Here is an 18,940-nt window from a genome sequence, read left to right as displayed (position 1 = left end):
AATTAGGCGAAATGAAAATCATTACCCACGGTGAAAAAAAGTTTCTTCACAGTTGACGGATTATTTTGCCGTGATAGCGTAACGCCATATCCACACGACAAGGAGTCGTCGCCATGTGCGGAATCGTCGGGCTTTTCCTGAAAGACCCCAAATTACAGCCTCAGTTGGGCGCAATGCTGACTGACATGCTGATCACCATGACCGACCGCGGCCCCGACAGCGCCGGAATCGCCATCTATTCTCAAGGCAAAGTTGGCCACGGCAAGTTGACCGTGCAGTCGGCGACCCCCGAGATTGATTTCAAAAACCTCGACGCCGATCTGAAAGATGCGCTGGGCACCCCGGTGCTGATGCTGGTGAAATCCACCCACGCGGTGCTGGAAGTCCCCGCAGGCCAGTTGGATGCGGCACGTTCGGCCTTGGCAAAAATCCGCCCCGGCATGAAGATCATGTCATCTGGCGAAGGCATTGAAATCTACAAAGAAGTCGGCCTGCCGAAAGACGTCGCTGCCCGTTTTGAGGTTGCCAAAATGCACGGCACCCACGGCATCGGCCACACCCGCATGGCCACCGAATCCGCGGTGACAACGATGGGCGCACACCCGTTTTCGACCGGCCCGGATCAGTGCTTGGTCCACAACGGCTCGCTTTCGAACCATAACGGTGTGCGGCGCGAGCTGAAACGCCTTGGCATGACGTTCGAGACCGAAAACGACACCGAAGTTGGTGCTGCCTTCGTCAGCCACAAGCTGCAACAGGGTGAAACCTTGGGCCAAGCTTTGGAAGCGACCCTCACCGATCTTGACGGTTTCTTCACCTTCGTCGTCGGCACCAAAGACGGCTTCGGCGTGGTGCGCGATCCGATCGCCTGCAAACCCGCCGTGATGGCCGAAACCGACCAATACGTCGCCTTCGGTTCCGAATACCGCGCCCTCGTCAACCTGCCGGGCATCGAATCCGCCCGCGTATGGGAGCCCGAGCCCGCCACCGTTTACTTCTGGGAACGCTGAACATGCAGACTTTCGACCTTGAAGCGCAGGGCCTGCGCGCGCTGAACCAGACCCTTCACAACCTGAAGGGCCAGACCAACGAAACCTCGTGGGAGGTGGTAAACCCGAAAGGCAGCCACGCCATCGCCGTCGGCGTTGATGCCCCGGTAGACATCACCGTGCGCGGCTCGACCGGCTACTACTGCGCCGGGATGAACAAGCAAGCGACGATCCGTGTGAAAGGCTCGGCTGGCCCCGGCGTGGCAGAGAATATGATGAGCGGCACCGTGATCATCGACGGCGACGCCAGCCAATACGCAGGCGCGACAGGTCGCGGTGGCCTGTTGGTGATCAAAGGCAACGCGGCGTCGCGCTGCGGCATCTCGATGAAAGGCATCGACATCGTTGTGCATGGCAACATCGGCCACATGTCGTGCTTCATGGCGCAATCCGGCAACATCCTTGTGCTGGGTGACGCAGGCGACGCGCTGGGCGACTCACTCTACGAGGCGCATCTGTTCGTGCGCGGCACCGTCAAATCCCTCGGCACCGACTGCATCGAGAAGGAAATGCGCCCGGAACACCTCGCGATCATTGCTGATCTCTTGAAGCGCGGCGAAGCCGAACATTTGGCAAAACCCAGCGATTTCAAACGCTACGGCTCCGCCCGCAAACTCTACACATTCAACATCGACAACGCGTCGTCGTACTGAGGCATATATGAGCGATTTTCCCCATACCCCGCCGAAGCAAAGCTGGACCTATTCCAACGACGTGAACGCCGAAATCCGCCGCGCCGCAGCCACCGGCATTTACGACATCCGTGGTGGCGGATCGAAACGCAAACTGCCGCATTTCGATGACCTGCTGTTCCTTGGCGCGTCTATCAGCCGCTACCCGCTCGAAGGCTACCGCGAGAAATGCGCCACCGACGTCTGGCTCGGCACCCGCTATGCCAAGAAACCGATCCACCTCGACATCCCTGTCACCATCGCAGGCATGTCGTTCGGCGCGCTCTCTGGCCCCGCCAAAGAAGCCCTGGGCCGTGGCGCATCCGCCGCTGGCACCTCCACCACCACCGGTGACGGTGGCATGACCGAAGAAGAACGCGGCCACTCCAACACTCTCGTTTACCAATACCTGCCAAGCCGCTACGGCATGAACCCCGACGATCTCCGCCGCGCCGATGCGATCGAAGTCGTCGTCGGCCAGGGCGCCAAACCCGGCGGCGGCGGTATGCTGCTGGGTCAGAAAATCTCGGACCGCGTCGCCATGATGCGCAACCTGCCCAAAGGCATCGACCAGCGCTCTGCCTGCCGCCACCCCGACTGGACCGGCCCCGATGATCTGGAAATCAAGATCATGGAGATCCGCGAGATCACCGATTGGGAAAAACCGATCTACGTCAAGATCGGCGGCGCGCGCCCCTACTATGACACCGCCCTCGCCGTCAAAGCTGGCGCGGATGTGGTGGTCTTGGACGGGATGCAAGGCGGCACCGCAGCCACGCAAGATGTGTTCATCGAAAACGTCGGTATGCCGATCCTCGCCTGTATCCCGCTGGCGGTGAAGGCGCTGCAAGACCTCGGCATGCACCGCAAAGTGCAACTGATCGTCTCGGGTGGCATCCGCACCGGCGCTGACGTCGCTAAAGCGATGGCCTTGGGCGCTGATGCCGTCGCCATCGGCACCGCCGCGCTGATCGCTTTGGGCGACAACGATCCCCGCTTTGAGGCCGAATACAACAAACTCGGCACCACCGCAGGCGCTTATGATGACTGGCACGAGGGTAAAGACCCCGCAGGCATCACCACGCAAGACCCCGAGCTTTTCAACCGTTTCGACCCCATCCTCGGTGGCCGCCGCCTGAAAAACTACCTCAAGGTGATGACGCTGGAAGCCCAGACCATCGCGCGGGCTTGCGGCAAGAACCATCTGCACAACCTGGAACCCGAAGACCTCTGCGCGCTGACCATCGAAGGCGCGGCTATGGCTGGCGTCCCCTTGGCAGGCACCAGCTGGATCCCCGGCAAGAACGGTTTCTAACCTATTGGCGGGTCTGACAAATCAGGCCCGCTTCAAACATAAAGACGACAGGGAGTGACCAGATGGTCCAAGATCTAGCCGCCTACGCCAAGGAAAAAGGCGTTAAATACTTCATGATCAGCTACACCGATCTGTTCGGTGCGCAGCGCGCCAAACTGGTGCCGGCGCAAGCGATCAACGATATGGCCGTCGATGGCGCAGGTTTCGCCGGTTTTGCCACTTGGCTCGATTTGACCGCCGCGCATCCCGATATGATGGCCGTGCCGGATGCCTCTTCCGTCATCCAACTGCCGTGGAAAAAAGAAGTCGCATGGCTCGCCTCGAACTGCGTGATGGAGGGCAAACCCGTCGCCCAAGCCCCGCGCAACGTGCTGCGCAAACTGGTGGACGAGGCCGCGAAAGAAGGCCTGCGCGTCAAAACCGGGGTGGAGCCGGAATTCTTCCTGCTGACCCCGGAAGGCGACAAGATCGCCGATCCCTATGATAATGCAGAGAAACCTTGCTACGACCAGCAAGCCATGATGCGCCAGTATGATGTGATCGCCGAAGTTTGCGATTATATGCTGGAACTCGGCTGGGAGGCCTACCAGAACGACCACGAAGACGCGACTGGCCAGTATGAGATGAACTGGAAGTATGACGACGTCTTGCAAACCGCCGACAAGCACAGCTTCTTCAAATTCATGATGAAATCGGTGGCCGAAAAACACGGCTTGCGTTGCACGTTCATGCCGAAACCGTTCAAGGGCCTGACGGGGTCTGGCTGCCACGCCCATATCTCGGTCTGGGATCTGGCAGGCAAAAAGAACGTGTTCTCCGATGACTCCAAGGAACTTGGCCTGTCGGACCGGGGCCGCAACTTCCTCGGCGGCATCATGAAACATGCCTCTGCCTTGGCTGCGATCTGCAACCCGACCGTCAACAGCTACAAACGCATCAACGCCCCGCGCACCTCGTCCGGTGCGACTTGGGCGCCGAACACGGTGACGTGGACAGGCAACAACCGCACCCACATGGTCCGCGTTCCCGGCCCCGGTCGCTTTGAATTGCGTCTGCCCGATGGCGCAGCGAACCCCTACCTGATGCAAGCCGTGATCCTCGCCGCAGGCCTCGACGGCGTGCGCACCAAAGCCGACCCCGGCCCGCGCTATGACATTGATATGTACACCCAAGGTCAAACGGTGACCGGTGCGCCGAAGCTGCCGCTGAACCTGCTCGATGCCCTGCGCGACTACGACAAAGACACCACGCTGAAGGCTGCAATGGGCGAAGAATTCTCCGCCGCCTATCTGAAACTCAAGGCCAAAGAGTGGGACAGCTACGTCAGCCATTTCTCGAAATGGGAACACGAAAACACGCTGGATATCTAACCAAACCAATGGGAGTGCCGGGCATCCACCCCGCCACTCCCTAAACAATTTCATCTTGGCCCAAATATCCCCGCCGGAGGCTCCCCCTGCGGCCCCTAGCGTCGGATTTCCATGAAAATCCTGATCTTCCAACACCTCGCCTGTGAAACCGCCGGGATCTTCACCGAACTCTGGATCAATGACGGCCACAGCCTCCACGTCATAGCCCTCGACGAAGGCGACCAAATCCCAGCCTTGGACACTTACGATCTACTGGCCGTCATGGGCGGCCCGATGGATGTCTGGCAAGAAGCCGAACACCCGTGGCTGATCCCGGAAAAAGCCGCGATCAAACATTGGGTCCAAACCCTCAACCGGCCCTATTTCGGTATCTGCCTCGGCCACCAACTGCTTGCCGTCGCCTTGGGCGGCGAAGCCTACCCAATGCAAACCCCTGAAGTCGACCTGACCCAGATCACCCAAACCGGGGCAGGGCGCTCTGATCCGATCTTCGCCCAGCTTCCCGCTAAGATGACCACCCTGCAATGGCACGGTGTCGAAGTGACAACCCTACCGCCCGACACCGTCGTGCTGGCCTCCAACCCCGCCTGCGCCGTGCAAGCCATGCGGGTGGGGCGTCATGCTTACGGCGTGCAATACCACTTGGAAATCCTGCCCTCCACCGTCGCCGATTGGCAGGCCATCCCCGCCTACCGCACCGCGCTACATGCAGCGATTGGGGCAGAAGCCGCCGAGGAACTAGAGTCAAAAGTGGCCCCGCACCTGCCCGAATTCCGCAGAATTGCCAAGCAGATCAATGCGGGATTGAAGACGCTGGTGGGCAGCGATGCAAACGCGAAACATGACCCGAAAGAGCGGATGCGTTAATTTTCTCTGAACGCCGCCTCGTAATCCCCTGAATACAAAAACAATTAAAAAGGTCCCGAGTTGGGACCAGCAAAAAAGGCCCCGGAAATTCCGAGGCCTTTTCCAAATTCAGTTACGCAGGTAAGCTTCCAGACTATCCTCCAAAGCATCCTTCCAAGGCGTGTGATGCACCGGAGCCATCGACCCCGTAATCACCGACCGATAAGCATGGTTGCGGAAGGTCATGATCCCTGCTTTCTTGTGGTCCTTCCACTCAAAGAACGCCTCGCAAGCCCCATCCACATCAAAGCTGGGATAATCAGTCTCGGCGATCAGTTCCTTCACATAATCGCCCTGATAGTGGATCGCATCATGCGCGTCCTCGCCCGCATCCTCCCGCGCCACCCGGTCCACCACGTCAGCCTGCAACACCGCCTTATCCGCCGGCACTGCAATCCGGTCCATGATCACATCGCGCACCCACCAAGCCTGCGCGTCAAACATGTTGAAGGTGAACCACTGGTCCTGCATGCCCACATAGAACAGCCTCGGATTGTTGACCCAAACCACCCCTTTATACAGATCCGCCGCTGCCAGCCGGTTGGCCGTTTTCAAGCGCAGATCATCGGGCAGGAACGGGAAGTGATGCTTATAGCCGGTGCACAGAATGATCGCATCGACCCGCTTGCTGGTGCCGTCCTTAAAGTAAGCGGTCGTCTCATCCACCCGCTCCAACGCCGGAACTTCGACGAAATTCTCCGGCCAATCATAGCCCAAAGGCGCATTCCGATAGGCCACGGTGATCGACTTCGCGCCGTATTTCCAGCATTGTGAGCCGATATCTTCCGCCGAATAGCTGGAGCCCAGCAGCAGGATATCCTTGCCGTTGAACTCCATCGCATCGCGGAAATCATGAGCGTGCAGCACCCGACCGCCGAATTTATCGAACCCCGGATATTCCGGAACGTTCGGGGTCGAGAAATGCCCCGACGCCACGATGACGTTGTCGAACTCCTCCTCATACATCCGGTCGGTTTTCATATCATGCGCGGTGACGGTGAAATTGCCCTTGGCTTCGTTGTATTTCACGAACCGCACCGGGGTCGAAAACCGGATCCAATCGCGCACACCCGCCTTCTTCACCCGGCCCTCGATATAGTCGAACAACACCGCGCGCGGGGGGTATGAGGCAATTTGCTTGCCGAAATGTTCTTCGAAGGAATAGTCGGCGAATTCAAGACCTTCCTTCGGACCGTTCGACCACAGATAGCGATACATCGAGCTGTGAACCGGCTCGCCATTCTCATCCAACCCGGTGCGCCACGTATAATTCCAAAGGCCCCCCCAGTTGGATTGCTTTTCAAAGCATACAATCTCGGGGATCTCGGCGCCCTTCATCTTGGCCGATTGAAAAGCCCGCAGTTGCGCCAGACCAGAAGGCCCCGCGCCGATCACTGCCACACGTTTTGCCATGTCTTCCTCCGAGTTGTTCGCGCCCGGTTCGGGCTGCATTCCTGTTGGAAAACAGGCTAGCGACACGGATGCGTCTATGTCAAATTATTTTCCTGCTGGGAAAAAGGTGATTGTAATGAATCTTTTGACTTGCCCGAAAAATCGGCACAGTTGCACCCGACAAAGGCCTTTTCACCGTTGACTGCTTGCGGCTAAGCTGGGGCGGACCCTTTGGAGAATGCTGGCAAATGTCCAAATTCAATCAACCGCTTGGCGGCAATGAGATGGCGCGTTTTGGCGGGCCGGCGACGATGATGCGGCTGCCGACGCAAGAGACGGCGGCCGGGTTGGATGTGGCCTTCATCGGCATCCCGATGGACATTGGCACCTCGAACCGCTCGGGCACACGGCACGGGCCGCGCCAAATCCGCGACGAGTCTCGGATGCTGCGGCCGTTCAATATGGCGACGGGGGCGGCGCCGTTTGATCATCTGCAAGTGGCCGATATTGGCGATGTGCCGATCAACACCTTTGATCTGAAAAAGTCGGTCGATATCATCACTGACTACTACAACGGCGTGCTGGCGCATGGTGCTTTGCCGCTGACTTTGGGCGGCGATCATACGCTGACCTGGCCGATTTTGCGTGCGATCAAAGCCAAACATGGCCCGGTTGCGCTGATCCATGTCGATGCCCATGCCGATGTCAACGACACGATGTTCGGCGAGAAAGTGGCGCATGGCTGCCCGTTCCGCCGCGCTTGGGAGGATGGCTGTTTGCAGAATGATAAGGTTTTTCAGATCGGCCTGCGCGGCACCGGATATAGCCTGGATGACTTCGATTGGGGCCGCAAGAATGGCTGGACCGTGGTGCAGGCCGAGGAATGCTGGCACAAATCGCTGAAGCCGTTGATGGCGGACATTCGGGCCAAGATTGGCGATGCGCCGGTCTATCTGAGTTATGACATCGACAGTCTGGATCCGGCCTTTGCGCCGGGCACAGGAACGGTCGAACCGGGTGGGTTGACGATCTGGCAAGGCCTTGAAATCGTGCGCGGATGTGCGGGACTGAATTTGGTCGGCGGCGATCTGGTAGAGGTCTCGCCGCCCTATGATCCATCGGGTAACACCGCGCTGATCGGGGCGAATTTGCTGTATGAAATGCTGTGTGTTTTGCCGGGGGTGCCGCAGGGGCGGCTGGTGGGCTAAAGCCCTTCAACCATTGTGATCATTACCTCAGCTGCCCCGTCGCGCTGCGCTTTGGCCGCTTGATATTCGGGGGACATGTAGCAGGCCCGCGCGGTTGCAAGGTCGGGGAATTCAATCACGACATGGCGGTCAAACTCTGCGCCTTCCGGGCAGTCGGAAGCGCCACCTCGGGCAAGAAATCTTGCGCCAAATCTGGCAAAAACCTCTGGCGCAAGCGACTGGTAGCCCTTGTAGCGGGCGGGATCGGTGGCGGTGACATGGGCGATCCAATAGGCGGGCATCACTTGGCCTCTTTCAACAGACGGTGGGCAATTTTCGCGGCTTCATCAAGGTGATTACAGACGGCTTGCGCGGCCCCATCGGGATCATTGGCAAGGATAGCCTCGCATATCCGCGCCATTCGCACCGGGCCAGAAACCCGGCGGTCGGTTGTTGCCAAAGTCATCGCGCGCAGACGGCTTATCCGGCCATTCAGCCGCTGCACGACCTCCCATGCGATATGATGACCTGCGGCCGTGAAGATCACTTCGTAGAAACGGGTGGTGGCGGCAATCAGGGCAGCGCTTTGATTGGCAGCGGATGCGGCTTCGATGGCGTGGGTGGCGGCTTGCAGATCGGCTTTCACCGTCGCGCTGGCTGTTTCTGCGCAGGCTGCGGCGGCGCTTTGCTCTAAAAGCTGTCTGATTTCATAGATTTGCTCGGCCTGCGCCCAATCCATCCGGGCCACCATCGGGCCTTTGTTCGGCATGATCTCGACCAAGCCTTCGGCCTCAAGATAGCGGATCGCTTCGCGCACGACGGAACGGCTGACGCCAAGCTGATCGCAAAGCGTGCGTTCGACCAGACGTTCGCCCGAGGCAAAGCGGCCTGACAGGATCGCACTGCGCATCCGCTCCAGCACGATTTCGCGCAGGGTTTGCGGCGGGTGGGTGATTTTCAGGTCATCAAGCTGGGTCATGGGCGGATTATAGCGAAAGGGACGCGTCATCGCAACTGGTTCTTGACATGTGGTCATATGGTATACCAACATACCATTAAAGAAATCCAGCGATTCTGAGGCCCCAATGCCAGCCGTTATCCGCAAGACCCTGTTGCACGTTGAAACCACACTGATCGAAGGTGGCAAGGCGGCCCCCGTGCCGTTGAAGCTGATTGCAGCGGCGGCGGTGGTGAAAAACCCGTGGGCCGGGATGGGGTTTGTCGAGAACCTGAAGCCTGCCATCCACGATGTTGCGCCTGATCTTGGTGCGTTGCTGACGGCGATGATTCTGGAGGCTGCCGGTTCGGGCGAGGTGATTGAGGCTTACGGCAAAGCGGCGATTGTCGGTCTGGATGGTGAGGTCGAACACGCCTCGGCGCTGATCCACACCTTGCGCTTCGGCAATCACTATCGCACCGCGGTCGGGGCGAAATCGTATCTGGCGTTTACCAACATCCGCGGCGGGGCCAATACCCCGGTGATGATCCCGCTGATGGATAAAAACGACGAAGGGCGGCGTTCGCATTACCTGACGATCCACTTTGCGATGCCGGATGCGCCTGCTGCTGATGAGATTGTGGTGGCGCTGGGGGCGTCTATTGGTGGCCGCCCACATCACCGGATTGGCGATCGCTATCAAGACCTTAAGGATCTGGGCCATGACGCTGCAAACCCTGCGGCTGTCTGACGGACAGCAGATCAGCTATCTGGAGGTTGGTCAGGGCGAGCCCTTGATCCTGCTGCACGGCGTTGGCATGTGTGCCGAGGCTTGGGGGCCGCAGATCGCGCATTTTGCCAAAACTAATCGGGTGATTGCGCTGGATATGCCGGGACACGGGCTCTCGGATCTGCTGCCGGGGCAGCCGGAATTAACCGATTATGTCGCTTGGGCAGCGAAAACTTTGCGGCAGTTGGGCTGTAGTTTTGTCAATGTCGCTGGCCATTCGATGGGGGCGCTGATTGCGGCGGGGCTGGCGGTGGATCATCCCGATCTGGTGCTGCGGCTGGCGGTTTTGAACGGAGTTTACCGCCGCACACCCGAGGCAAGGGCGGCGGTGCAGGCGCGGGCGGCCGCTTTGGCCAACGGCGCCAACGACATTGATGTGCCGCTGACGCGCTGGTTTTCCGATAGTGCCGCCGATCAGATCGTGCGGGCGCAAGTGGCGGGCTGGCTGAAAACCGTTAACCTGCAAGGCTATGCGGCGGCCTACCGCGCCTTTGCCAATGGCGACATGGCTTATGCCGAGGCTTGGCCGAAAATCCAGAGCCCTGCGCTGGTTCTGACGGCTTCGGGGGATGCGAACTCCACCCCGGCGATGGCAAAAGCCATGGCGAAGGCCGCGCCGATGGGGCAGGCTGTGGTGATTGAGGGCCACCGCCACATGGTCAATCTGACGGCTCCGGCGCAGGTGAATGCGGCGCTTGCCACATGGTTGGCGGTGCCGCTGCTCGCCGCGAAAAAGGGGATGCGTGCATGACACTGGAAAACCGCCGCCTACTGCGTGACGCTTTTGGCACCTTCATGACGGGTGTCACCGTTGTGACCACGCTGGATGAGGCGGGCGCGCCGATTGGCTTTACCGCGAATTCGTTTTCCTCGGTATCGCTCGACCCACCGTTGTTGCTGGTGTCCATCGCGAAAACTTCCAGCAATTATGCGCGGTTCATGGCCGCAAAAGGCTTTGCCATCAATATTTTGGCGGAAGGGCAAAAGGATGTCTCCAACACCTTCGCCAAGCCGGTCGAGGATCGGTTTTCTGCAGTGCAGTGGCAGGTTGGTCCACATGGCGCGCCCATTCTGCACGGCGTTTCGGCTTGGTTCGATTGCGCCACCTATCAAGTCGTTGATGCGGGCGACCACGCTATTCTGATCGGTCAGGTTGAGGCGTTTGAGGCTTCGGGCCAGTCGGGTTTGGGCTATTATCGTGGATCTTATTTTACCCCGGCGCAAGCGGGGGCGGCGCTGGCCAGCGGGCCTGCAGTGGTAGTCTCGGCCTTGATCGAACAAGAAGGCCGGGTGCTGTTGCAAGACGATGGGCGCGGCGGGCTGAGCCTTCCGACGGCGCGGGTTGGGACGAATGGCGCCACCGCCACCTTGCAGGCGCTGATCGAGGCTGCGGGCGTTCAGGCGGTGCCGGGTTTCATCTATTCAGTCTATGAAGATGTCGCCGCCGGTCAGCAGCACATTGCGTTTCTCTGCCCGAGCACCAGCGGCACGCCTGCGAAAGGCGGCTTTGTTGAGCTTGCGCCAAACGGCTTTGATGATGTGACCGATCCCGCCATGCGGATCATGCTGGAGCGTTTGGCCGATGAGGCCCGTGTCGGCGATTACGGCATTTATTTCGGAAATCAGAATGTGGGCCGGGTCGCTTCGGTCGCAAGTAAAACCTAAGGAAACATGCCATGAAATTCTCGTTGTTCGTGCATATGGAGCGGGTCAGCGCGGATGAACCGCAGCAGCGGCTGTATGAAGAAATGCTGGAACTGTGCCAGATTGCTGACGAAAACGGCATGCATGCGATCTGGACGGGCGAGCATCATGGCATGGATTTCACCATAGCACCGAACCCGTTTCTGAACCTTGTCGATCTGGCACGGCGCACCAAGAATGTGCGACTTGGCACTGGCAACGTGGTTGCCCCGTTCTGGCACCCGATCCGCTTGGCGGGCGAGGCTGCGATGGCGGATATCATCATGGATGGCCGGCTGGATTTGGGCGTCGCGCGCGGGGCCTACACGTTTGAATATGATCGTATGAGCCCCGGATTGGACGCCTGGACTGCGGGCCAGAAGATGCGTGAGCTGATCCCGGCGATCAAAGGCCTTTGGGCGGGCGACTATGAACACAACGGCGAGCACTGGCAGTTTCCGAAAACCACTTCGGCCCCGAAGCCGGTGCAGCAGCCGTTCCCGCCGATCTGGGTGGCGGCGCGTGACCCGAACTCGCATGATTTCGCCGTGGCCAATGGCTGCAATGTGCAGGTGACGCCGCTGCATCTGGGCGATGAAGAAGTGGTGAGCCTGATGGAGCGGTTTAACGCGGCTTGTGCTGCGCACCCGGAGGTGCCGCGTCCGAAGATCATGGTGCTGCGGCATACCTATGTGGCGGATAGTGAGGCGGATGCCGATCAGGGTGCGGAAGAATTGAACCTGTTTTACAACTACTTCGGCGCGTGGTTCCTGAACAAGCGTCCGATCTCGCAGGGCTTGATCCAGACTTTGACGCCCGAGGAAGTGGCTGCGCATCCGTTCTATTCGGCAGCGGCGATGCGGAAAAACAACATTGTTGGCCAGCCCGCCGAGGTGATCGCACGCATCAAAAGCTATCAGGATATGGGCTATGATGAATTCAGCCTGTGGATTGACAGCGGCATGAGTTTTGCGCGTAAAAAGGCGTCGCTGACGCGCTTTGTGCAGGACGTGATGCCGGCTTTCGCCTGATTGGCTTTCGACCGAGGAGATAAGATGCAGCGGTTCCAGCACTATATCGGCGGGGTTTTTGAAGATGGCGCGGTCAGCTTTGAAAGCCTTGATCCGGCGACGGGCCAGCCTTGGGCGGTGATGCCAGAGGCTTCGGCACAGGATGTTGGCCGTGCGGTCGATGCCGCTTGGGATGCGTTTTGCAGTCCTGCTTGGGCGGGGCTGACTGCCTCGGCACGCGGTAAGTTGTTGTATCGCTTGGCCGATCTGGTGCAGGCAGCCGCCCCTCGATTGGCGGCTTTGGAGACGCGGGATACCGGCAAGATCATCCGCGAAACCTCTGCCCAGATCGCCTATGTCGCGGAGTACTATCGCTATTATGCCGGGCTTGCTGACAAGATCGAGGGCGCGCATCTGCCGATCGACAAGCCGGATATGGAGGTCTGGCTGCGGCGCGAACCGATTGGCGTGGTGGCGGCGATTGTGCCGTGGAACAGCCAGTTGTTTCTGTCAGCGGTCAAGCTGGGGCCTGCACTGGCCGCAGGTTGCACGGTGGTTTTGAAGGCGTCCGAGGATGGCCCCGCGCCGATGTTGGAATTCGCGCGGCTGGTGCATGAAGCCGGTTTCCCGCCCGGCGTGGTGAATATTCTGACCGGAGGGCCAGCGGCAGGGGTGGCTTTGACGACGCATCTGAAAGTGGCGCATATCGCCTTTACCGGCGGGCCGGAAACCGCGCGGCATGTGGTGCGCGGTTCGGCCGAAAACCTCGCTTCGACCTCGTTGGAACTGGGCGGCAAGTCACCGTTCATCGTGTTTGAGGATGCCGATCTGGACTCAGCGGTGAATGCGCAGATCTCGGGGATTTTTGCCGCAACCGGGCAAAGCTGCGTGGCAGGTTCGCGGTTGATCATTCAGGCTTCGGTGAAAGAGGCTTTCCTTGCCAAGCTGAAGGCCAAAGCCGAGGCCATCCGCATCGCGGCACCCGACCTGATGACCACCGAAGTCGGCCCACTGTGCACCCAGCGCCAACGTGCGCGGATCGCTGATCTGGTGGCGCAAAGCTTGGGGCAGGGGGCCAAACTGGTGACGGGCGGCGTGGTGCCGGAGGGGCCGGGGTTTTACTACCCGCCGACGATCCTGGATTGCTCTGGCCTGCCAGATGCGGCGGGGTTACGGCAGGAATTCTTCGGCCCAGTATTGTCGGTGATCAGCTTTGAGACCGAGGCTGAAGCTTTGGCGCTGGCCAATGATACGGTTTACGGCCTTGCCTCGGGCGTGTTCACCCGCAGCCTGACGCGGGCGCATCGGATGATCCGGGGTATTCGGGCCGGGGTGGTTTGGGTGAACACCTATCGCGCGGTGTCGCCGATTGCGCCGTTTGGTGGCCACGGCATGTCGGGGCACGGCCGCGAGGGCGGCTTGGCGGCGGCGCTGGATTACACCACGGTCAAGACGGTGTGGCTGCGCACCTCGGATGATCCGATCCCCGATCCGTTTGTGATGCGTTAACGCGGGATCACCTTGGTGGGCCGCCCGGCGACATGCTCGGCGGCGGCGCGGGAAGCCGCAGCGCAGGCCTTTTTGAACGTCGTGCCCGCCACCATGCAGGCAGCGAGTGCGCCGATGAAGGCATCGCCTGCGCCGTGCGCACTAACGGCGGTGATCTTTTCGGCGGGGATGCTGAAATGCTCGTCCTCGGCACTCCAGGCCGCCAAGCCCAAGCTGCCTGCGGTGACGATCACACATTCAAACCGATCTGCGAGGGCTTTGGCCGCCTTCGCGGCGGCTTTCAGGCTGGTGACCGCGGCGGTGCCCATCATCTCGGCTTCCACGGCGTTGACCACCAGCACATCGACCAACCGCGCGAATTCCGCCGACAGCGGGCGGCTGGGGGCGGCGTTCAGCAAGGTGCGGATGCCCTGTGCGCGGGCGGTTTTGGCGGCGGCCAGATTGATCGCCTCTGGCACTTCGTTTTGCAGCACTAACAGGCCAACATCCTGCCAGAGCTCGGGGTTTTGCAGGGTATCTGTGGCGATCTGCAAATTCGCGCCTGACACAATCGTCGCAGCATAATCGCCGTTTGCGTCCACGATCGCCACGCTCATGCCTGATCCAACATCGTCGCAGGTGGCCACAAAGCGGTGATCTACGCCCGAAGTTTCCAGCCGTGCCCGCAGAAAGCGGCCGAAATCATCCGCCCCCACCGCCCCCAACAGCCGCGCAGCCGCTCCATGTGCCTGCGCCGAGACCGCCTGATTGCCACCCTTGCCGCCGAATTTCGGAAACCAGCGGCTGCCCACCGCGGTCTCGTCTTTGCGGGGCAAATGATCCGCCTCGACCATGATGTCATAGTGCAGGCTGCCGACAACAAGGACGGTGTTTCCGGTCAGGCGGGCGGGTTTGCGCATCTTGGCCTCACTGTCTGCGTTTCGATTGCACGGCTTGCATGGTGCGGTTCAGGTTTTGATCAGCGGTGGCGCGGTCTTTCTGGGCCGTGGCCACGAACAACGCATCCAGCAGGTTCAACTGTGCAATCCGCGCCGTGGCATTTTCCCCGAGCAGCGGCGAGTTCTGCGCCGTCGAGCACAGCACCACATCAACCATCCCGGCCAACGGGCTTTCGGCATAGTTGGTCACCGCAATAATCCGCGCGCCATTACGTCGTGCCAGGTCCACCGCATCCAGCACCGACGCCGTGGTGCCGGAATGCGAGAAAGCCACCACCACGTCCTGTGGGCCCAACAAGGCAGCCGACATCATCATCATATGGGCGTCATCGAACACACTCGCCCGGATGCCGATGCGCAGAAATTTATGCGCCACATCCCGCGCAATCTGGGCCGAGCCGCCAAGGCCGTAAAAATCGCGCTGCCCGGCGTGATGCAGGTAGTCAACGGCGCGCTCAAACGCGGCCAGATCGAGGATCGCGAAGGTTTCCTCCAGCGCCTGCATCGCGGTGCGAAAGACCTTTTGCACGATCTCGGAGGCGCTGTCTTGCGCGGAAATCTCAGAGTGCAGCGCGGCAGTGTCGGATTTGTAGTAATCGACAAGGCCCTGACGAAACGCGCGAAAACCCGCAAAACCCAGCTTTTTGGCAACCTTGACCACCATCGCATCTGACACAGCCGATTTCTCGGCCACTTCCCGCAGCGGGGTTGCGGCGTCAATATCCTTGCGTGCCAGAATATCGCCCGCGACCTTGGCTTCCAGCGGTGTCAGGCTGGGCAGTCTCATGCGAATTTGCGCGGCTACGGCTTTTGGGTCGTCCATATCTTCCCTTGCTTTTAACCTCACCCTCTTCACGCGTGGTGGGGAAGAGGGTATTTCGATGGTCGGTATTTTCAGCACAGAAATATACAATTTTGTGAAGTTTAACGCACCAGTGTTTGCCCGGCCAATGCAAGCCGTGCAATTTCCTGCGCGGCAATCGGGTCTTGCAGGCCCTGCGCATCGGTCAAGCGGTTGTCGCCCGCCATCACATCCACCGCTGCCAGCATCCGGCGCACGGTGCGGATGTTTGCGGCACATTCGGCCACCGGATCAAGGCCAGAGGCATCGGGGAAGGTGTCAAAATAGATCGCCCCATCAAAACCGCCACGCTTGACTTCGCGCAGCAGTTCCAGCGTTGCTTGCTCGTGCACCGCAGCCACCATCAGGCCATCGTCCCGCTTGGCGTAACCATCGTTCAGATGCAGGCCGAGCAAGCGGCTGTGGCGTTGGATCAACTGCGCCGCGAAGGCGGGTTGTTCGTCGGCATAAAGCGCATGGGCGAAGTCTATCGTGACACCAAGATTCGCAGCACCCACTTCCTTGATCGCAAGCAGTGTTGTCGCGGCATCAGGTAAAACACTGTAAGCCCTTGGTTCATTGGGCTTATACTCGATTGAAATCAGACAATCCGCATCATGCGCGGCCACTTCTGCAATGCCCGCGATCTCGTCTTGCCACAGCGCGGCATAGTCGCATTGGAAGGTGTAATCAAAGCCATCCTGCCCCAGCCACAGCGTCATCATCGGCGCGCCCATCGCGCGGGCCGCATCTATACCGCGCTTGGTCAGATCAATCGCCTCACGTCGCACCGCCCGGTCCGGGTTGGTGAAAGCGCCGCGCTTGAAGGCCGGGTTGGTGTAATAGCGCATCGCAAGCCCGCTGACCGAAAGGCCGCAATCTGCCACGACTTTGCCGATCTCTGACGGATCTGCCCCGACGTGATCGGGATAGTTCAGGTCAAGCTCGGTCAGGCCTGCAACCGTGGCGGCGCGCTGGATGATCTGCGTGAGCGAAGGCTTTTCCGCCAGATCCGGCCAGTATTCAGCCGCCCCTGATGCAAAGGAATTGATCCGTGTGGCGAAGCGGTTTCCAAGCATCTGATTCCTCCATGCTTTACAAATACTAAAAATATCATGAAGTGGCAAGCCAATCTGCGCGGCGTTGCAGGCTAAGCGAACGCCGTTCCCAGCGGATCCGCACCGCATCAGCGACTGTTGTGTTCAGGCAAGCGCGGGAAACTTGATGCGGATCAGCAGGCCGCGGCCTCCAGCCCCTGTCAGCAGTTGAATCTCGGCATCAAACAAAGCGGCGATTTCGGCGGTGATCGCCAGCCCCAGCCCAAAGCCGGTTTCCTGATCGTCCGACAACGCACGCGCAGGGGTGGGCGCACCCCGTTTGCGCAATATCGCGCGCTCGGTTTGCTCGGGTGACAGTCCGGGGCCATTGTCTTCAACCTCGACCACTACGGCTTGCTGGATGATCAGCACGCGCATCGTCACAACAGCGCCGCCGCCCGCATAGGCAATCGCGTTGGTCAGAAGGTTCTTCAGCAGTTCGGCCAACAGCACAGGCTCGGCCAGCGCTGTCGCTTCGGTCGCGCCTTCATAGCCAAGGTCGATGCGGTGGCTCAGCGCCAGCGGCACCATTTCGGCGGTCAGATCTTTGGCGACCGCGACGATGTTGACCCGTTGCAGCGTCGCGGCCCCGGTTGCGGCATCGACCCGCGCCAGCACCAAAAGCTGTGCCAACACCCGCTCGGCACGCTCCAGTGCGGTTTTCGCCTTGCCGGTCGCCACAGCGGTTTGCGCAGGCGTTGCACTGCGGTCAATCAGCGCCAGTTGCGTGCGCACGACGGCCAGCGGCGTGCGCAACTGATGGCTGGCATTGCCGGTGAAATGGCGCAGCGCTGCCAGCGCCGTATCCAGCCGCGTCATGAACGAGTTGATCGCCAGCACCAGCGCCTCGGCCTCTTGCGGCGTATCGGCTGTCACCGGGCGCAGATCGTCGGGCGAGCGTTCAGCGATGGCGGCGCCCAAGCGATCCAGCGGCCGCAACGCCAGCGTCACCGCGATCCAGACGATGCAGGCCACGCCAAGGATCAGCACCGCCAGCCGCAGGGCCGACCGCAGCAGGATTGCGCGAGCCAGTTCTGCCCGTGCCCGCGTCGATTCCGCCACCGTCACGCTGAACGGGATCGAGCTTGCGCCGGTCGAGACCTCGCGCATCAGCGTGGCGCTGCGGATGCCCACCGCACCATAAGCGCCGTCCGCAAAAGCCACCCCGCCCGGCGCAGCCGGGATCACCGCAAGATCCTCATATCCGGTCAGAAAGCTTCCGACCGGGCCATCAACCCGGTAAAACACCTGGTCCTGCGCGGTCGAGGTCAGCATCTCCAGCGAGGAATAGGGCACGTCGACCTCTAGTCCGCCGGATTCGTCCAGCGTCACCCGTTCGGCAATCGCCAGAGCCGAGCCGACCAGCACCCGGTCTGACACGCTTTGCGCCGTGCGCAGCGCTTCGCGCCAGGTGTCCATCAGCGCCACAAGGCCAAGCAGCGCCGTGGCCAGAAACAGCCAAAGCAGCAGACGGCGGCGCAGCGAATAGGGTTTCATCGGCTGTCCGGGGCTTTCTCGAGCAGATAGCCAATGCCGCGCACTGTCCGCAAACCCAAGCCATACGGCGCAATCCGGCGGCGCAGGCGTGAGATATACTGCTCAATCGCATTGTCCGACAGCATGTCATCCAGCGAAGTCAGCGACTGCACGATGGCTTCCTTTGTCACCACTTTGCCTGCACGGGTCAGCAGCAGTTCCAGCAAGGCACGCTCACGCGGCGGCAGGTCAAGCGGTTGATCTGCCGCTGAAAATTGCCGTGTTGTCAGATCCAGCGTCATGGCACCCAGCGTCACGGTGGCAGAGCGCAGCCCGGCCTGACGCCGCAAAAGCGAGCGCACGCGGGCTTCAAATTCGCGCACATCGAAGGGTTTGGCCATGTAATCATCCGCGCCCAGATCAAGGCCCCGCACCCGATCTTCGGCCGCCCCACGCGCGGTCAGGATCATCACCGCCGCCGCATTGGACCGCGCCCGCATTGCGCGCAGCAGCGACAACCCATCCATCTGCGGCAGGTTCAGATCAAGGATCACCAGATCAAACTGTTCCACCGCCACCAGCGCTTCGGCGGATGCGCCGTCGTGGACGCAATCCACCGCATAGCCCGACGAGGTCAAAAGCGTCACCAGCGCTTCTGCCAAGGGCAGATCATCTTCCACAACCAGCAAGCGCATCCCGAACCTCCTCCGGTGGCTCAAGCTAGGCTGAAACCCTGCAGTTGTGAACGCCAGTTGCATCGGGCAGACTG

19 protein-coding genes are annotated in these 18,940 nt (G+C 60.4%); 11 read left to right on the top strand and 8 right to left on the bottom strand.

Annotated elements, in window-relative coordinates; genetic code table 11:
• Positions 1–113: 113 nt before the first annotated feature.
• The 5 genes from U1A24_RS13590 (at position 114) to U1A24_RS13570 (ending at position 5,272) form a co-directional block, all read left to right on the top strand.
• Positions 114–1,010 carry a glutamine amidotransferase family protein gene (locus tag U1A24_RS13590; RefSeq protein ID WP_322322510.1) on the top strand — a complete coding sequence of 299 codons (897 nt, stop codon included), beginning with the start codon at positions 114–116 and terminating at the stop codon, positions 1,008–1,010.
• A gap of 2 nt (positions 1,011–1,012) precedes the next feature.
• On the top strand, positions 1,013–1,702 hold the full coding sequence (locus tag U1A24_RS13585; RefSeq protein ID WP_322322509.1) for a GXGXG domain-containing protein: 690 nt from the start codon (positions 1,013–1,015) through the stop codon (positions 1,700–1,702).
• A gap of 7 nt (positions 1,703–1,709) precedes the next feature.
• Positions 1,710–3,035 carry an FMN-binding glutamate synthase family protein gene (locus U1A24_RS13580; protein ID WP_322322508.1) on the top strand — a complete coding sequence of 442 codons (1,326 nt, stop codon included), beginning with the start codon at positions 1,710–1,712 and terminating at the stop codon, positions 3,033–3,035.
• Between the two features lie 62 nt (positions 3,036–3,097).
• Entirely contained in the window at positions 3,098–4,405 is a 1,308-nt protein-coding gene (glnT, locus tag U1A24_RS13575) for a type III glutamate--ammonia ligase (RefSeq protein ID WP_322322507.1), read from the top strand.
• Positions 4,406–4,516: 111 nt separating this feature from the next.
• Positions 4,517–5,272, top strand: a complete 756-nt coding sequence (locus U1A24_RS13570) for a type 1 glutamine amidotransferase (protein ID WP_322322506.1) — start codon at positions 4,517–4,519, stop codon at positions 5,270–5,272.
• A 108-nt stretch (positions 5,273–5,380) separates the two neighbouring features.
• Here U1A24_RS13570 and U1A24_RS13565 read toward each other — a convergent pair whose 3' ends face one another.
• Complete coding sequence (locus tag U1A24_RS13565; RefSeq protein WP_322322505.1) at positions 5,381–6,724, bottom strand: NAD(P)/FAD-dependent oxidoreductase; 1,344 nt, start codon at positions 6,722–6,724, stop codon at positions 5,381–5,383.
• Positions 6,725–6,951: 227 nt separating this feature from the next.
• Here U1A24_RS13565 and speB point away from each other — a divergent pair, with 227 nt between their 5' ends.
• Positions 6,952–7,911, top strand: a complete 960-nt coding sequence (gene speB / locus U1A24_RS13560; RefSeq protein ID WP_322322504.1) for an agmatinase — start codon at positions 6,952–6,954, stop codon at positions 7,909–7,911.
• Here the strand turns inward: speB and U1A24_RS13555 are convergent.
• Both U1A24_RS13555 and U1A24_RS13550 read right to left on the bottom strand, forming a co-directional pair.
• Complete coding sequence (locus tag U1A24_RS13555) at positions 7,908–8,192, bottom strand: DUF1330 domain-containing protein (RefSeq protein ID WP_322322503.1); 285 nt, start codon at positions 8,190–8,192, stop codon at positions 7,908–7,910. The two genes, speB and U1A24_RS13555, sit on opposite strands and share 4 nt — an antisense overlap.
• Positions 8,192–8,869, bottom strand: coding sequence for a GntR family transcriptional regulator (locus U1A24_RS13550; protein ID WP_322322502.1), 678 nt, complete (start codon positions 8,867–8,869; stop codon positions 8,192–8,194). The genes U1A24_RS13555 and U1A24_RS13550 overlap by 1 nt, the downstream gene beginning before the upstream one ends.
• A 106-nt stretch (positions 8,870–8,975) precedes the next feature.
• Between U1A24_RS13550 and U1A24_RS13545 the strand changes: the two genes are divergently transcribed.
• The 5 genes from U1A24_RS13545 to U1A24_RS13525 are packed head-to-tail and all read left to right on the top strand — an operon-like array spanning position 8,976 to position 13,819.
• Entirely contained in the window at positions 8,976–9,578 is a 603-nt protein-coding gene (locus U1A24_RS13545; protein ID WP_322322501.1) for an amino acid synthesis family protein, read from the top strand.
• Complete coding sequence (locus U1A24_RS13540; protein ID WP_322322500.1) at positions 9,550–10,368, top strand: alpha/beta hydrolase; 819 nt, start codon at positions 9,550–9,552, stop codon at positions 10,366–10,368. The genes U1A24_RS13545 and U1A24_RS13540 overlap by 29 nt, the downstream gene beginning before the upstream one ends.
• Complete coding sequence (locus tag U1A24_RS13535) at positions 10,365–11,282, top strand: flavin reductase family protein (RefSeq protein ID WP_322322499.1); 918 nt, start codon at positions 10,365–10,367, stop codon at positions 11,280–11,282. Before U1A24_RS13540 ends, U1A24_RS13535 begins: the two co-directional genes overlap by 4 nt.
• A gap of 11 nt (positions 11,283–11,293) precedes the next feature.
• On the top strand, positions 11,294–12,331 hold the full coding sequence (locus tag U1A24_RS13530) for an LLM class flavin-dependent oxidoreductase (protein WP_322322498.1): 1,038 nt from the start codon (positions 11,294–11,296) through the stop codon (positions 12,329–12,331).
• A 24-nt stretch (positions 12,332–12,355) separates the two neighbouring features.
• Entirely contained in the window at positions 12,356–13,819 is a 1,464-nt protein-coding gene (locus tag U1A24_RS13525) for an aldehyde dehydrogenase (RefSeq protein ID WP_322322497.1), read from the top strand.
• Here the strand turns inward: U1A24_RS13525 and U1A24_RS13520 are convergent.
• From U1A24_RS13520 to U1A24_RS13500, 5 genes are all read right to left on the bottom strand, one after another.
• Positions 13,816–14,718, bottom strand: coding sequence for a PfkB family carbohydrate kinase (locus tag U1A24_RS13520; RefSeq protein ID WP_322322496.1), 903 nt, complete (start codon positions 14,716–14,718; stop codon positions 13,816–13,818). The two genes, U1A24_RS13525 and U1A24_RS13520, sit on opposite strands and share 4 nt — an antisense overlap.
• A gap of 7 nt (positions 14,719–14,725) precedes the next feature.
• Positions 14,726–15,580: a MurR/RpiR family transcriptional regulator gene (locus U1A24_RS13515; RefSeq protein ID WP_322322495.1), complete on the bottom strand. Its 855-nt coding sequence runs from the start codon at positions 15,578–15,580 to the stop codon at positions 14,726–14,728.
• A gap of 101 nt (positions 15,581–15,681) precedes the next feature.
• Complete coding sequence (locus U1A24_RS13510) at positions 15,682–16,677, bottom strand: sugar phosphate isomerase/epimerase family protein (RefSeq protein WP_322322494.1); 996 nt, start codon at positions 16,675–16,677, stop codon at positions 15,682–15,684.
• Between the two features lie 123 nt (positions 16,678–16,800).
• Positions 16,801–18,192, bottom strand: coding sequence for a sensor histidine kinase (locus tag U1A24_RS13505; protein WP_322322493.1), 1,392 nt, complete (start codon positions 18,190–18,192; stop codon positions 16,801–16,803).
• Positions 18,189–18,866, bottom strand: coding sequence for a response regulator (locus tag U1A24_RS13500; protein ID WP_322322492.1), 678 nt, complete (start codon positions 18,864–18,866; stop codon positions 18,189–18,191). The genes U1A24_RS13505 and U1A24_RS13500 overlap by 4 nt, the downstream gene beginning before the upstream one ends.
• Positions 18,867–18,940: the final 74 nt, after the last annotated feature.

The sequence above is a fragment of the Cypionkella sp. genome (genome assembly GCF_034376685.1).
Taxonomy (GTDB): domain Bacteria; phylum Pseudomonadota; class Alphaproteobacteria; order Rhodobacterales; family Rhodobacteraceae; genus Cypionkella.
The sequence above is the reverse complement of the archived record's forward strand: the minus strand, read 5'-3'. Positions and strand labels throughout refer to the sequence as shown.

Coding starts and splice junctions, on each gene's coding strand:
- U1A24_RS13510 (WP_322322494.1), bottom strand. CDS start 16,677: ATGCTTGGAAACCGCTTCGCCACACGGATCAATTCCTTTGCATCAGGG.
- U1A24_RS13515 (WP_322322495.1), bottom strand. CDS start 15,580: ATGGACGACCCAAAAGCCGTAGCCGCGCAAATTCGCATGAGACTGCCC.
- U1A24_RS13530 (WP_322322498.1), top strand. CDS start 11,294: ATGAAATTCTCGTTGTTCGTGCATATGGAGCGGGTCAGCGCGGATGAA.
- U1A24_RS13550 (WP_322322502.1), bottom strand. CDS start 8,869: ATGACCCAGCTTGATGACCTGAAAATCACCCACCCGCCGCAAACCCTG.
- glnT (WP_322322507.1), top strand. CDS start 3,098: ATGGTCCAAGATCTAGCCGCCTACGCCAAGGAAAAAGGCGTTAAATAC.
- U1A24_RS13585 (WP_322322509.1), top strand. CDS start 1,013: ATGCAGACTTTCGACCTTGAAGCGCAGGGCCTGCGCGCGCTGAACCAG.
- U1A24_RS13580 (WP_322322508.1), top strand. CDS start 1,710: ATGAGCGATTTTCCCCATACCCCGCCGAAGCAAAGCTGGACCTATTCC.
- U1A24_RS13545 (WP_322322501.1), top strand. CDS start 8,976: ATGCCAGCCGTTATCCGCAAGACCCTGTTGCACGTTGAAACCACACTG.
- U1A24_RS13555 (WP_322322503.1), bottom strand. CDS start 8,192: ATGCCCGCCTATTGGATCGCCCATGTCACCGCCACCGATCCCGCCCGC.
- U1A24_RS13500 (WP_322322492.1), bottom strand. CDS start 18,866: ATGCGCTTGCTGGTTGTGGAAGATGATCTGCCCTTGGCAGAAGCGCTG.
- U1A24_RS13520 (WP_322322496.1), bottom strand. CDS start 14,718: ATGCGCAAACCCGCCCGCCTGACCGGAAACACCGTCCTTGTTGTCGGC.
- U1A24_RS13570 (WP_322322506.1), top strand. CDS start 4,517: ATGAAAATCCTGATCTTCCAACACCTCGCCTGTGAAACCGCCGGGATC.
- U1A24_RS13525 (WP_322322497.1), top strand. CDS start 12,356: ATGCAGCGGTTCCAGCACTATATCGGCGGGGTTTTTGAAGATGGCGCG.
- U1A24_RS13540 (WP_322322500.1), top strand. CDS start 9,550: ATGACGCTGCAAACCCTGCGGCTGTCTGACGGACAGCAGATCAGCTAT.
- U1A24_RS13565 (WP_322322505.1), bottom strand. CDS start 6,724: ATGGCAAAACGTGTGGCAGTGATCGGCGCGGGGCCTTCTGGTCTGGCG.
- U1A24_RS13590 (WP_322322510.1), top strand. CDS start 114: ATGTGCGGAATCGTCGGGCTTTTCCTGAAAGACCCCAAATTACAGCCT.
- U1A24_RS13535 (WP_322322499.1), top strand. CDS start 10,365: ATGACACTGGAAAACCGCCGCCTACTGCGTGACGCTTTTGGCACCTTC.
- speB (WP_322322504.1), top strand. CDS start 6,952: ATGTCCAAATTCAATCAACCGCTTGGCGGCAATGAGATGGCGCGTTTT.
- U1A24_RS13505 (WP_322322493.1), bottom strand. CDS start 18,192: ATGAAACCCTATTCGCTGCGCCGCCGTCTGCTGCTTTGGCTGTTTCTG.